The following is a 12,278-nucleotide window of genomic DNA, read 5'->3' as shown; positions in this document are numbered from 1 at the left end:
TAGTTCTGCGAGAGACCTTGAACCCGGGCCCGATCGGGCATCCGGCGACATTGCGCCCTCTAGGACGGTGTCTTGGGGAGAGAGGTTCACTCCCCACCGGAAAGTCGGGTCAAAGGCCAAGGAAAGCCCCGGGCAAGCCCTCGCAACGAACATGTGGGCGCCGGCCGGGCGGAAAGCGCAGGCAGGTAACAGCCCATGGGTCTCACGAGCAACAAAGTGCTGGTGCTGGCGATCGTGTTCGCTGTCGTGCTGTTCGTCGGCACGGTGTGGTTGTGGCCGCGGCTGGCCCGGCAGAGCTGGCGGTCCGTCAGCGGCCGTGTCGGCCTGATGCTGGCCACCCAGCTGGCGCTCTTCGCCTCCCTCGGGCTCGCCGCCAACCAGACCTTCGGGTTCTACGCCAGTTGGGCCGACCTGTTCGGCAGGGAGACCGACCAGGGAGTCGTCGTCGACCACTCGGCCGACGGCGGCACCGGCGGCCCGCTCCAGGTCCTCTCCTCGTCCGGTGTGCCGGGCGGACACGCCACGAGCCCGCGGACGGGCGGTCAGATACAGAAGGTCGACATCGTCGGCCGCAGAAGCCACATCGCCACACCCGCGTTCGTCTATCTGCCGCCGGAGTACTTCCAGCCGCAGTACCGCACCCGTACCTTCCCCGCGGCCGTCGTGCTGACCGGCTACCCGGGCACGGCGCAGGCGCTGGTCGACAAGCTGCACTACCCGCGTACGGCGCAGCAGCTGGCCAAGGACGGGCGGATGCAGCCGATGATCCTGGTGATGATGCGGCCGACCGTGGCGCCGCCGCGGGACACCGAGTGCGTGGACGTCCCGGGCGGACCGCAGGCGGAAACGTTTTTCGCCCGGGACCTGCCCGAGGCGGTCCTCGCGCACTACCGGGTCGGCAAGCGGCCGGGCAGCTGGGGCGTCATCGGCGACTCCACGGGCGGCTACTGCGCACTGAAGCTCGCCATGCACCACCCCGACGTGTACGCGGCGGGCGCGGGTCTGTCGCCGTACTACAAGGCGCCGATCGATCCCACCACCGGTGACCTCTTCCGGGGCGACAAGAGCCTGCAGAATCGTGCCGACCTGTGGTGGCTCCTCAAACACGAGGCGGCGCCCGACACCTCGCTGCTCGTCACCAGCAGCAAGGTCGGCGAGCACAACTACAAGGACACGCTGCGGTTCATCGAGCGGGTGCAGGCCACGAACCTGACCCGGATCTCGTCGATCATCCTCGACAGCGGCGGGCACAACTTCAACACCTGGCGGCGCGAGATCCCGGCGACGCTGCAGTGGATGAGCGGGCGGCTCACCGACCGCTGAGCGGTCCCGAGCGGCCGGCGCCCGGTGAGACCCATGGTTCGGCCGGATTTTTACGGGGTGGAGGTCCACGATTCGCCTACGCGCGGTAAGTTTCTGGCCATGCCACGTGGACGCCACCGCCATTCCCCGCCTCTGCACCGGCTGTTGCCTCCGTCGGCGATCGCCGGTGTGTCCGTCGTCTGCGCGCTGGGTCCCTGGGCGTTCTCCGAGGCCACGGTGTTGCGGGCGCTCGCTTCCGCCGCCGCGGCCACGGCGGTCGTCGGCGCGTTCGTGATGCGCCGCTGGGACGCGCAGGCGGGCAAGCAGGTCGCCGAACTCATGCGCGCGCGTGCCAGCGACGAGTGGCGCTTCGAGGAGCGGGTCGCCGAACTGGAGACCGACCTGGAGGAGTCCCGCGAGCTGCGCACCAAACTGGAGCAACGGCTGCGCGCCAAGCGGGCGGAGCTGGCCGGCCTGCGCAACGAGCACGCGGCCCTGCTGCGCCGGTACGCCACGGCGGAGACCGAGCGCGCGAGCGCCCTGGAGGGACGCCGGCTGCTGGAGATCGAGGCGGGCGCGCCCTCGTCCGTGCCGGCACTGCCGCCCGCGCGGAGCGCCGAGCCGGAACCCGAGCCGGCCGAGGGGACCGCGGCCGCCGATGCGACCGACGCCGCCCCGGAAGCGGCCTCCGAGGACAGGCCGAAGGCGTACGCGGTCTTCTCGCCCGAGGGCTCCCGGCTCTACCTGCGGGCCCTGACCGCCCTGGCCGGGTTCGGCCGGGAGACCTCGGCCGAACCCGCGTCGGCCGAGGCGGAGAACGCAGACGCACCGGCCGCCGAGGCAGAGCCCGCGGAGGCGGAGGCAACGGAGCCCGAGCCCGCGGAGGCACGCTCCTCCGAGCCCAAGCCCGAGCCCGAGCCCGAGCCCGAGCCCGAGCCCGAGCCCGAGGCCGAGCCCGAGCGCGAGGCCGAGGCCGCCGGTCAGGAAGCCGCCCTCACGGAGACGGCCACGGCCGAGGCGGCCGGAGGCGATTCCGTCGCCAAAGGAGAGCGCGCCGCGGAGGGCGTGAAGGACGGTGCCGGGTCCGCCGCGAGCGAGGTCGCCGCACCAGACGCCCAGGTCGCCGCACCGGACGCCCAGGAGGACGAGACGCACGGGCAGCCGACGGCGGCCGACGGGCACGCGCGCGCGGCCGCCCCGACGGCGTCCGCCGGGGCCGCCTCGTCCGTCCAGCCGCCCGAGGCGTCCCAGCCTGTGGCGCAGCAGCCCGCCGGGCACTTCACGGTGCCGACCGCGGTGGCCGTCGTACCGGCAACGCCCGCGCGTCGCCCGGTGGTGGAGGGCGGTTTCGACTTCTTCGGCACGCAGAAGAACGCCCCGGACTCCGCGCTGGAGTCCGTGCAGAACGAGGACCTCGCCGACGTCGTCGGCGCGGAGGCCCTCGCCGTGCACAAGGCGGAGGCCGAGGCCGCGTACAAGCCCGCCGACGCGCGGGCGCGCGAGGTCGGGCAGATCATCGACCTGACCGCGCACGACGAGACCGAGCAGATCGACGTCCAGAGGCTGCGCAGCGCCGCGTCCTGAACCGACGGCACGTCAAGGAGCCCGGCCTTCCCGTGAGGGGAGCCGGGCTTCTGTCATCGCGTCGTCATCCAGCGGTCCGGCCGGGCCTCCCGGCGGCCCGTGCGGGACCGCTCCGCCTGAGCGTGCAGGAGCCGTACGGCCTCCTCGGCGTCCCGCAGACGGGCCGTCACGGTCTTGTCGGCTCCGGTGTCCACATGGACGTCGGCGAGCCCCCAGAGGCGCCCCCAGGGACCCTGGGTGAGCCGTACGCTCTGCGCCTTGGCGTGCGGGACCAGCGACAGCCTGCGGCGCAGCAGGCCGTGCCGGGTGGCGAAGACCGTCTCGGTGACCGCGAGCCGGTGCCCGCGCCACCGCACCGGCGCGGACCAGCGGGCCCGCCGCGGGGGCCGCGACAGTTCCTGAGGCACGGTCACCCCGGGCAGCACGCGCGCGACGACCGACTCGGCGACCGCGCGCGGGGCCACCGGGACCAGCACCGGGTTCGCCGACCCGGCCACGTCCAGCTCCACCCGCACCCAGCGGCGGCGCCGCCACAGCAGCGGCTCCACGAGGTGCACGGTCTGCACGCGGCCGGGTGGCACGGTCTCGTGGGCGCGGTCGAGCAGCCCGTGGTCGATGCGCAGCCCGTCCGGGGACTCGCTCACCGTCCAGTCGTATTCGGTGACGAACCGTCCCGCGCTGCTCGCGCCGGCCGTGCCGAGCAGGGGCAGGGCGGCGGCGAGGACCGTCCACAGGTTGTGGGTGGTGACCCACAGCACGGGCGGCACGACGAGCGCGGCGCACAGCGAGCCCCAGGTGGCACCGGTCAGCGCGAGGGAGAGCGCGAGCGCCCGCGGGGGCACGCGCAGCAGTTCCCGCGCCGGTGCCTCGCCGACCTCGCGGGCCGTCTCGGGCGCGAAGCCGGCCGCGCGCGCGAGCAGTTCCGCACGCAGGGCGCTCGCCTCCCGCTCGCCCAGGAAGGCCAGTTCGTCCTTGTCGTCGGCGCCGACGACGTCGATCCGCAGCTTCGCGACGCCCGCCACGCGCGCGAGGAGCGGCCGGGAGACGTCCACGGCCTGGATGCGCTCCAGCCGGATGTGCGCGGTGCGCCGGAACAGCAGCCCGGTACGGATGCGCAGTTCCGTGTCGGTGACCGCGAAGTGCGTGAACCACCAGGACAGGAAGCCGTAGAGCCCGGCGAGCGGTACCAGGACGGCGAGCCCCAGCAGCAGCACGGTGGTGGTCAGCCGCGCCAGCTGCTCCTGCGCGCCGTTCGGATCGTGCGCCGCCCAGCCGGCGAGCACGGCGACCGGTGCCCACGCCCGGCGGAAGGGGGTGACCGGGTGCAGCCGGCGCTCGGCGACGGGCGGACGCCCCGGTATGCCGCCGTCCGTGCCGTCGTCGGTCCCGTCGTCGCGGTGCGGGGGCGTCACAGGCCCGCCGATCGGGCCTCGCCCAGCTCGGTGAGCCGGTCGCGCAGCCGTTCCGCCTCGGCCGGGTCCAGGCCGGGGATGGTCGCGTCCGTCGCGGCGGCCGCCGTGTGCAGCTGGACGGTGGCCAGCCCGAAGCGCCGTTCCACCGGACCGGAGGTGACCTCCACCAGCTGCATCCGCCCGTACGGCACCACGGTTTCCTCACGCCACAGCACACCGCGGCTGATCAGCAGGTCGTCGGCGCGTTCGGCGTACCGCCACGAGCGCCAGTTGCGGCCGAGCAGCGGCCAGCACCACGCGGCGAACGCCACGGGCGGCAGCGCGCAGGCCGCCCACACCGGCCCCACGAGCAGGCCGGGCAGCAGCCCCGCGGCGGCCGCGAGCACCCCCGCCCACACCACCAGCAGCAGCCGCCGCATCCGCAGCAGGCCCGGTGGCAGCCCCCGCCACACCGGCTCGTCCCCCGGTGTCCCCGCCCCTTCGGGGCTCCCCGTCTCCATGCGCCCAGCGTACGTAGGGGAAACTGGGGTCATGACTCCTACGACGGAGACCACGGTCGGGATCGGCGGCGCCGCGGAGAGCACCGACATGGTGCTCAACATCGGCCCCCAGCACCCGTCCACGCACGGCGTGCTGCGGCTCAGGCTGGTGCTGGACGGGGAGCGCATCGTGCGCGCGGAGCCGGTGATCGGCTACATGCACCGGGGCGCCGAGAAGCTCTTCGAGGCCCGCGACTACCGGCAGATCATCATGCTCGCCAACCGCCACGACTGGCTGTCGGCGTTCTCGAACGAGCTGGGCGTGGTCCTCGCCGTGGAGCGGATGCTCGGCATGGAGGTCCCCGAGCGGGCGGTGTGGACGCGCACGCTGCTCGCCGAGCTGAACCGGGTGCTGAACCACCTGATGTTCCTCGGCTCCTATCCGCTGGAGCTGGGCGGGATCACCCCGGTGTTCTACGCGTTCCGGGAGCGCGAAGTGCTCCAGAACGTCATGGAGGAGGTCTCCGGCGGGCGCATGCACTACATGTTCAACCGCGTCGGCGGCCTCAAGGAGGACCTGCCGGCCGGGTGGGCCGCACGCGCGCGTGGCGCTGTCGCCGCCGTCCGCTCGCGCATGGACGTCTTCGACGACCTGGTGCTCGGCAACGAGATCTTCCGGGGGCGCACCCGCGGGGTGGGGGCGCTCACGCCCGAGACCGTGCACGCCTATGGCGTGAGCGGGCCCATCGCGCGCGCCTCGGGCGTCGACTTCGACCTGCGCCGCGACGAGCCGTACCTGGCCTACGGCGAGCTGCAGGACACGCTGAAGGTCGTCACCCGGAGCGAGGGCGACTGTCTCGCCCGTTTCGAGTGCCTGCTGGAGCAGACGCACAACGCGCTCGACCTCGCCGACGCCTGCCTGGACCGGATGGCCGAGCTGCCGCCGGGGCCGATCAACCAGCGGCTGCCGAAGGTGCTGAAGGCGCCCGAGGGGCACACGTACGCATGGACCGAGAACCCGCTCGGCATCAACGGCTACTACCTGGTCAGCAAGGGTGAGAAGACCCCGTACCGGCTGAAGCTTCGGTCGGCGTCGTACAACAACATCCAGGCCCTGACCGAGCTGCTGCCGGGCACCCTGGTGGCGGACATGGTGGCCATCCTGGGCTCGCTGTTCTTCGTGGTCGGCGACATCGACAAGTAGGCCGGTGATCACTCCCGGGCCAGCGGGTCCGGAATTCCCACGGGCTGGAGCAGCCAGCCGAAGTCGCCGAGACCGCCCGCCGCGGTGAGCTCGGCGGCCTCACCTGCGCCCGCGAGGGCGCGCACGTAGGCGGCGGGATCCGTGGAGGCCAGCGCGAGCGGGGGCCGTGCGCCGGTGATGTCCAGGGCGCGCAGGGCCGCGCGCTGCGTGATCAGGCGCGCGCCGGGGAGCATGCGCGGGGCGGCAGAAGCGGCGCGCGCCGTGCGGGAAGCCGTGCGTGCCGTGCCGGGGGCCGGGCACGTCGTGCTGCCGGGGGGCGTGTGCGCCGAGCAGGCCGCCGCGCAGGCGTCCAGGGCGACGTGTGACGTGATGTCGCACGAACCGTCCGGCACGGGGGCCGTCTCGCGGCCCTCCCGGAAGCCGGTGAGCGTACCGAACGGGGGGCGCGTGTCCAAGGTGTGGGCGTAGTCCACGGCCACCGCGAGCCCCCGTACCAGCCTGTCCACCACCGACGCCCACGCCAGGTCCCGCGGCAGCCCGATCTCCGCCCGCAGCCCCTCCTCGGCCGGCAACGGCCACCAGCGGGCGAGCCAGCCGGCCTCCGCGCCCGTCACGGGCTCCCCGAGCCGCTCCGATCCGTCCGCCGTGACGAGCACCAGCCGGGGCACACCCGCAGAGTCCACCTCGGCGACGTCCACGGGCACGTTGTCCAGCCACTCGTTGGCGAACAGCAGCCCCGTGACCGCGTCCGGGGGCGTGCTGGACCAGGTGATCCGTTCGTCCAGGCCGGCCGGGCGGTCGGCGATCTCGACGGCGTACGCACGTGCGCGTGCGGCCACGTCGGCCGGCAGGGCGGCGAGCACCCCGGTGACCAGTTCGCCCCGCCCGGCCCCCATGTCGACGAAGTCCAGCACGGCGGGCCGCCCCAGCGCCTCGTCGACCCGGCACAGCAGCCGGGCCACGGCCCCCGCGAACAGCGGTGACGCGTGCACGGACGTACGGAAGTGACCGGCCGGTCCCTCCGGGCGCCGGTAGAAGCCGCCGGGCCCGTACAGCGCGGCCTCGGTGGCCGCACGCCAGCCGCGCCGGCCGTGCCCGCCGGGCCGCTCCCGCCCGTCGCGGGGTGCCGGTTCCGTTTCCCGCGCCGTCTCATCCGTCACCGCAACAGACTAGGCGCACAGATGATCACTTCCTCCACCTTGCGGAGTACGCGCGCCGGGCGCGGATCGGCCCTCCGGTTGACCCCTGCACACATCCGGTTTACCTACTCTGGGTTACGTGCAGCGCCTCTACGACTTCCTCCGCCGCCACCCGACCTGGGTCGACACCTCTTGGGCCGTCGTCCTGCTCGGGCTGTCGAGCCTGAGCGTGGTCAATCTCGACGGGGTGCCGAACCACCACGGAACGCTCCCCGCGGGGATGGCCGTTTCCGTCGTCCTGTGCGTCGTCGTCGCGCTGCGCCGCCGTTTCCCGGAGCCGATGCTGCTGCTCGCCCTCGGGACCGGGGCGGCCCAGCTGGTCCTGGACGTCGAGACGACCGTCGCCGACTTCGCCATGCTGGTGATCACCTACACGGTCGCGGCGGTCGGCGCGCGCTGGGCCTCCCGGCTGGCGCTCGCGGTCAGCCTCTGTGCGGCGGCCCTGGCGCAGATCCGCTGGCCGGCCGAGCAGTCCGGCTTCCTGGGGCAGATCGCCATAGCGGTGTTCCAGACGGTGCCGTTCGCGCTCGCCTGGGTGCTCGGCGACTCCATGCGCACCCGGCGCGCCTACTTCGCGCAGCTCGAGGAGCGCGCCGCACGCCTGGAGAAGGAGCGGGAGGCCCAGTCGAAGGTCGCGGTGGCCGCCGAGCGCGCCCGTATCGCGCGCGAGCTGCACGACGTGGTCGCGCACAACGTGTCGGTGATGGTGGTGCAGGCCGACGGCGCCGCCTATGTCCTCGACGCCGCCCCCGACCAGGCCAAGAAGGCCCTGGAGACGATCTCCTCCACCGGCCGGCAGGCCCTCGCCGAGATGCGCCGCCTGCTGGGGGTGCTGCGCACCGGGGAGCACCAGGAGACCGGCGAGTACGTCCCGCAGCCGGACGTCGAGCAGATCGACGACCTCGTCGAGCAGTGCCGGACCTCCGGTCTGCCCGTCGACTTCAAGGTCGAGGGCACCCCGCGTCCACTGCCCAGCGGAGTGGAGCTGACCGCCTACCGGATCGTGCAGGAGGCGCTCACCAACACCCGCAAGCACGGCGGGCCCAACGCGGGCGCGAGCGTCCGGCTGGTCTACTTCGACGACGGGCTCGGCCTGCTCGTCGAGGACGACGGCAAGGGCGCCCCGCACGAGCTGTACGAGGAGGGTGGCGCCGACGGACAGGGCCACGGGCTGATCGGCATGCGCGAGCGGGTCGGCATGGTCGGCGGCACCCTGGACGCCGGCCCGCGCCCGGGCGGAGGATTCCGCATCAGCGCCCTGCTGCCGCTCAAACCGGCGCACTGACGCAACCGGACGCCCCCTGTTGACACCTGTCACACCACAAAACACCGGTAACCGTCACACCCGTGACAGCCGTCCCGACCGAAAGAGGCCCGATGACGATCCGCGTGATGCTCGTCGACGACCAGGTGCTGCTGCGCACCGGGTTCCGGATGGTGCTCGCCGCCCAGCCGGACATGGAGGTCGTCGCGGAGGCGGGCGACGGCGTCGAGGCCCTTCAGGTGCTGCGTGCCACCGCCGTCGACGTCGTCCTGATGGACGTCCGCATGCCGAAGCTGGACGGCGTGGAGGCCACCCGGCGGATCTGCGCTGAGCCGGGAGCGCCGAAGGTGCTCATCCTGACCACCTTCGACCTGGACGAGTACGCCTTCTCCGGGCTGAAGGCGGGTGCCTCCGGATTCATGCTCAAGGACGTGCCGCCCGGTGAGCTGCTGGCCGCGATCCGGGCCGTGCACAGCGGGGACGCGGTCGTCGCGCCCTCCACCACCCGGCGCCTGCTGGACCGCTTCGCGCCGATGCTGCCCTCCACCGGCAACGAACCCCGGCACAAGGAGCTGGAGCGGCTCACCGACCGGGAGCGCGAGGTGATGGTGCTGGTCGCGCAGGGCCTGTCCAACGGGGAGATCGCGGCCCGGCTGGTGCTGTCCGAGGCGACGGTGAAGACCCATGTGGGCCGCATCCTGACCAAGCTCGGTCTGCGCGACCGGGTGCAGGTGGTGGTGCTGGCGTACGAGACGGGTCTGGTGCGGGCGGGCGGCCACGGCTGACGCCGGCAGGCCCGGTCCCGGCGAGGGCCGGGGCGGCCGGCGAAGGCTCAGCGCAGGACGCCCTCGATGAAGTCGCTGCCCAGCCGGGCCACCGCCGACAGGTCCAGCTGGTGCTGGACGTACCGGCCGCGGCGGCAGTGGGTGATCAGGCCCGCCTTCTTCAGCACCGCGAGGTGCCGGGATATCTCGGGCGCCGACATGCCGTGCGCGTCGGCCAGCTCGCTCGTGGTGTGCGGGGCGCGCGCGAGGTGCCGGCACAGGCGCATCCGCACCGGGTGGGACAGCGCCTCCATGCGGCGTGTGAGCTGCTCGACGGAGGGGGCCTGCGGGCGGGAGCCGCTCGCCGGGTAGGTGATCACCGGCTGCCAGCCGTACCGCCGCAGGACGTGTACGTGCGGCCAGCCGAGGCTGGTCGGTATCAGCACCAGGCTGCCGTCGCCCGTGGCGGCGCGGCCCACGGCCAGCTTGTCGATCGTGATGAGCGCGGCCTCCTCGTCCAGGGAGATGGCCCCCGAGAGCGAGGCGATGGCCTCACCGAGACCCTTGCGGCGCAGCAGCTCGGTCTTGTGCCGGGTGTCGGCCGCGAGTTGGGGCTGGAGCCGGGCCCAGGTGTCGGCGAAGAAGGCCTCTTCGCAGTCGAGCATCAGCTGTCGGAACCACGCGCGGACGACCGGCGGGTCCTCCAGCAGCCGGCGCGTGAACCGCTCCTGCACGGCACCGCGCGCGGCGGCCAGCTCCAGGGAGCGGCGGCGCAGCTCCGGGTCGCCCAGCGGGCCGGGATCCTCGACTTCGTAGCGCAGCTGGCAGGTGAACTCCAGCGCGGCGTTGACGAACTGTTCGTCCGACAGCTTGTCCAGCTGGTCCAGTTCCTCCGCGAGCGTGGCGCCGGGGAGCGCGCGACCGCCGGGGAGGGCCGCGAACGGGGAGAAGACGTCAGAGAACGTCGTCCGCCACAGGAAGTCGGCCTCGCAGAGCCGGTCGGCCAGCGAGGGGTCCAGCCGGGACGAGACGGCGGTCGCCCAGCCCTGGAGGTCGGGGTGGTGGCCGGGCTCGCTGAGCGCGTGCAGCGCCATCCCCAGCTCCCCCAGCGGAGAGGGCACGACGAAGATCCGCTCGGCCGGCAGCCCGCTGATGTCGATGGTCACGCTCATGCCCTCCATCGTGCACCGGCCCACCGACAGCGCCCCGTGGATTGACGGCACTCGTCAATCCACGGGACATCCGGCCGGACCAGGGACGAGGCTGGAGGCACCGGGGCAGCCGCGGAGCCCGATCGGCCACAGATCAGCCACCCGTCCCGAGAAGGCGAACCGCCATGAGCATCACCCAGCAGTACCTCCTCGACAGCTACCGCGCCCGCGTGCGGGGCGAGGCAGAACCGCCCGCGCCGGGCCGGCACGACCTCGAGCTGGTGCGCGAACTGATCGAGTACCGGCGCTTCCGCGCGGTCGTCGCCGAGCGCCCGGCACGAGGGCGCGTGCGCTCAGCCATGCACCGGTGGCTGCGCCCGCGTGCGCTGTGATCGGAGAACGGCACGCGTGCGCTGTGATCAGACGTGTGATCAGAGGGCGGCACCCGTGCGCGGTGACCGGAGCGCGGCACGCGTGCGGTGATCAGCGGGTGGGCAGGCGGGAGACGAAGTCGGCCACGGCCGCCCGTACGTCCTCCGCCGTCCACTCCAGCCCGGGGGCGCGGACGCTGACCTCCGTGAAGGACAGCCCCGGCCCGCCCCGTTCCCAGTAACCGGGGAAGAGGTACGTGCCCGTCTCCTCGACCTGGCGCACCGACGCCTCCAGCAGAGTCCCGGAGTCGTACGGCAGCCAGATCTGGAACTCGTGCGTGTGCGGCTCCTCGGGATGCACGCGCGACCACGGCACCCCCGCCGCGGCGAACCCCTCGCGCAGCGCGGCGGCGACCACGCGCGCGTGCCGCACATAGTCCGGCAGCCGGGGCAGCTCGCGCTCCAGGCCGATGAGCGCCGACAGCACGGTGGGGAACTGCTGGAAGATGTTGCCGCCGTACCGGTGCCGCCACGTCCTCGCCTCGTCCACCAGCGTCTTCGGGCCGGCCAGCGCGGCACCGCCGAAGCCGTCGAGGGACTTGTAGAACGACACGTAGACGCTGTCCGCCAGCCCGGCGATCTCCGCCAGGGGCCGGCCGAAGTGGACGGTGGTCTCCCACAGGCGCGCCCCGTCGAAGTGCACCACCGCGTCGCGTTCCCGCGCGGCCTCGACGACCTCGGTCAGCTCCTCCCAGGTGGGCAGCACGTAGCCGGCGTCCCTGAGCGGGAGTTCCAGCATCAGCGCCCCGAAGGGTTCTTCGAGATCGCGTATCTCGGCGGCCGTGGGCAGCCGGGGCTCACTGGTCACGCGCACCGGCCGCAACCCGCTGACCTGGCTGAACGCGTGCCGCTCGTGCACCTCGGGGTGACCCAGGGCGTGCAGGGCGACCGCGCGGTCGCCGGTGCGGCCCGCCCAGCAGCGCAACGCCACCTGCTGGGCCATCGTGCCGGTCGGGAAGAACGCGGCGGCCTCCGTGCCGAGCAGGGCCGCGACCCGCTCCTCCAGGTCCGCCACGATCCGGTTGCCGTAGATGTCCACCGTCCGGTCCAGGTCGTACACCTCGGGTGCCGCCTCCTGGAGGGCAGTAAGCCGCTCCCGGACCGTGAGCCGGCCGCCCTCGCGCGCGAGCACGCGCTCCGCCTTCGCGAAGGCGGCCAGCCGCCGCTCCCGGATACGTTCCCGCTCGGACTGATCGGACCGTTCGGACTGTTCCGTCTGCTGCTGCTCGCCGTGCTCGGCCATGTCGGTCATGCACGGATCATGCCGCGCGGCCCCGCGCGCGGTCAGCCGGATTACGACCGCGGCACGACACACGCCGGGCCTGCGGCACGACACGCGGCGAGGCCTCGCGGGACGACCGTGCGTCGAGGGCCGGGGAGAGGCGCGGGCACGGCTCGGCGACAGGCGCGGCGAGCGGGGTGGCGGTGTGGAGAAACCCACAGCCTGTGGACAGCCGGTCGGCTCCGGACCGAGATAGCGTTAACATG

11 protein-coding genes are annotated in these 12,278 nt (G+C 73.3%); 6 read left to right on the top strand and 5 right to left on the bottom strand.

Going from position 1 to position 12,278, the window contains the following annotated elements; all coding sequences use genetic code 11:
• The first annotated feature begins 195 nt into the window (after positions 1-195).
• Positions 196-1,323 carry an alpha/beta hydrolase gene (locus ACIHEJ_RS31675; RefSeq protein WP_400140563.1) on the top strand — a complete coding sequence of 376 codons (1,128 nt, stop codon included), beginning with the start codon at positions 196-198 and terminating at the stop codon, positions 1,321-1,323.
• 99 nt (positions 1,324-1,422) lie between these two features.
• On the top strand, positions 1,423-2,886 hold the full coding sequence (locus tag ACIHEJ_RS31670; RefSeq protein ID WP_400140561.1) for a hypothetical protein: 1,464 nt from the start codon (positions 1,423-1,425) through the stop codon (positions 2,884-2,886).
• A gap of 53 nt (positions 2,887-2,939) precedes the next feature.
• On the opposite strand, the gene ACIHEJ_RS31665 is transcribed toward ACIHEJ_RS31670, so the two are convergent.
• Together ACIHEJ_RS31665 and ACIHEJ_RS31660 are read right to left on the bottom strand one after the other, a co-directional pair.
• Positions 2,940-4,247, bottom strand: coding sequence for a PH domain-containing protein (locus ACIHEJ_RS31665; protein WP_400140829.1), 1,308 nt, complete (start codon positions 4,245-4,247; stop codon positions 2,940-2,942).
• 47 nt (positions 4,248-4,294) lie between these two features.
• Entirely contained in the window at positions 4,295-4,798 is a 504-nt protein-coding gene (locus ACIHEJ_RS31660; protein ID WP_400140559.1) for a PH domain-containing protein, read from the bottom strand.
• 31 nt (positions 4,799-4,829) lie between these two features.
• On the opposite strand from ACIHEJ_RS31660, the gene ACIHEJ_RS31655 reads away from it, so the two are divergent.
• Entirely contained in the window at positions 4,830-5,981 is a 1,152-nt protein-coding gene (locus ACIHEJ_RS31655; RefSeq protein WP_400140557.1) for an NADH-quinone oxidoreductase subunit D, read from the top strand.
• Positions 5,982-5,989: 8 nt separating this feature from the next.
• On the opposite strand, the gene ACIHEJ_RS31650 is transcribed toward ACIHEJ_RS31655, so the two are convergent.
• Positions 5,990-7,036: an SAM-dependent methyltransferase gene (locus tag ACIHEJ_RS31650; RefSeq protein WP_400140827.1), complete on the bottom strand. Its 1,047-nt coding sequence runs from the start codon at positions 7,034-7,036 to the stop codon at positions 5,990-5,992.
• Between the two features lie 223 nt (positions 7,037-7,259).
• On the opposite strand from ACIHEJ_RS31650, the gene ACIHEJ_RS31645 reads away from it, so the two are divergent.
• Complete coding sequence (locus ACIHEJ_RS31645; RefSeq protein ID WP_400140555.1) at positions 7,260-8,465, top strand: sensor histidine kinase; 1,206 nt, start codon at positions 7,260-7,262, stop codon at positions 8,463-8,465.
• 92 nt (positions 8,466-8,557) lie between these two features.
• On the top strand, positions 8,558-9,229 hold the full coding sequence (locus ACIHEJ_RS31640) for a response regulator (RefSeq protein WP_400140553.1): 672 nt from the start codon (positions 8,558-8,560) through the stop codon (positions 9,227-9,229).
• 47 nt (positions 9,230-9,276) lie between these two features.
• Here ACIHEJ_RS31640 and ACIHEJ_RS31635 read toward each other — a convergent pair whose 3' ends face one another.
• A complete protein-coding gene (locus ACIHEJ_RS31635) occupies positions 9,277-10,380 on the bottom strand; it encodes a DUF5937 family protein (RefSeq protein WP_400140551.1) in 1,104 nt (367 codons plus the stop codon).
• Positions 10,381-10,544: 164 nt separating this feature from the next.
• Between ACIHEJ_RS31635 and ACIHEJ_RS31630 the strand changes: the two genes are divergently transcribed.
• Positions 10,545-10,751, top strand: coding sequence for a hypothetical protein (locus ACIHEJ_RS31630; protein ID WP_400140549.1), 207 nt, complete (start codon positions 10,545-10,547; stop codon positions 10,749-10,751).
• A gap of 91 nt (positions 10,752-10,842) precedes the next feature.
• On the opposite strand, the gene ACIHEJ_RS31625 is transcribed toward ACIHEJ_RS31630, so the two are convergent.
• Positions 10,843-12,042 carry a threonine aldolase family protein gene (locus tag ACIHEJ_RS31625; RefSeq protein ID WP_400140547.1) on the bottom strand — a complete coding sequence of 400 codons (1,200 nt, stop codon included), beginning with the start codon at positions 12,040-12,042 and terminating at the stop codon, positions 10,843-10,845.
• Between the last annotated feature and the right edge of the window lie 236 nt (positions 12,043-12,278).

Source organism: Streptomyces sp. NPDC052301, from assembly GCF_044593395.1.
Lineage (GTDB): Bacteria > Actinomycetota > Actinomycetes > Streptomycetales > Streptomycetaceae > Streptomyces.
Note: the sequence above shows the minus strand (reverse complement) of the source record. Positions and strands in the feature narration are given on the sequence as shown.

Coding starts and splice junctions, on each gene's coding strand:
- ACIHEJ_RS31630 (WP_400140549.1), top strand. CDS start 10,545: ATGAGCATCACCCAGCAGTACCTCCTCGACAGCTACCGCGCCCGCGTG.
- ACIHEJ_RS31635 (WP_400140551.1), bottom strand. CDS start 10,380: ATGAGCGTGACCATCGACATCAGCGGGCTGCCGGCCGAGCGGATCTTC.
- ACIHEJ_RS31675 (WP_400140563.1), top strand. CDS start 196: ATGGGTCTCACGAGCAACAAAGTGCTGGTGCTGGCGATCGTGTTCGCT.
- ACIHEJ_RS31660 (WP_400140559.1), bottom strand. CDS start 4,798: ATGGAGACGGGGAGCCCCGAAGGGGCGGGGACACCGGGGGACGAGCCG.
- ACIHEJ_RS31670 (WP_400140561.1), top strand. CDS start 1,423: ATGCCACGTGGACGCCACCGCCATTCCCCGCCTCTGCACCGGCTGTTG.
- ACIHEJ_RS31625 (WP_400140547.1), bottom strand. CDS start 12,042: ATGACCGACATGGCCGAGCACGGCGAGCAGCAGCAGACGGAACAGTCC.
- ACIHEJ_RS31655 (WP_400140557.1), top strand. CDS start 4,830: ATGACTCCTACGACGGAGACCACGGTCGGGATCGGCGGCGCCGCGGAG.
- ACIHEJ_RS31640 (WP_400140553.1), top strand. CDS start 8,558: ATGACGATCCGCGTGATGCTCGTCGACGACCAGGTGCTGCTGCGCACC.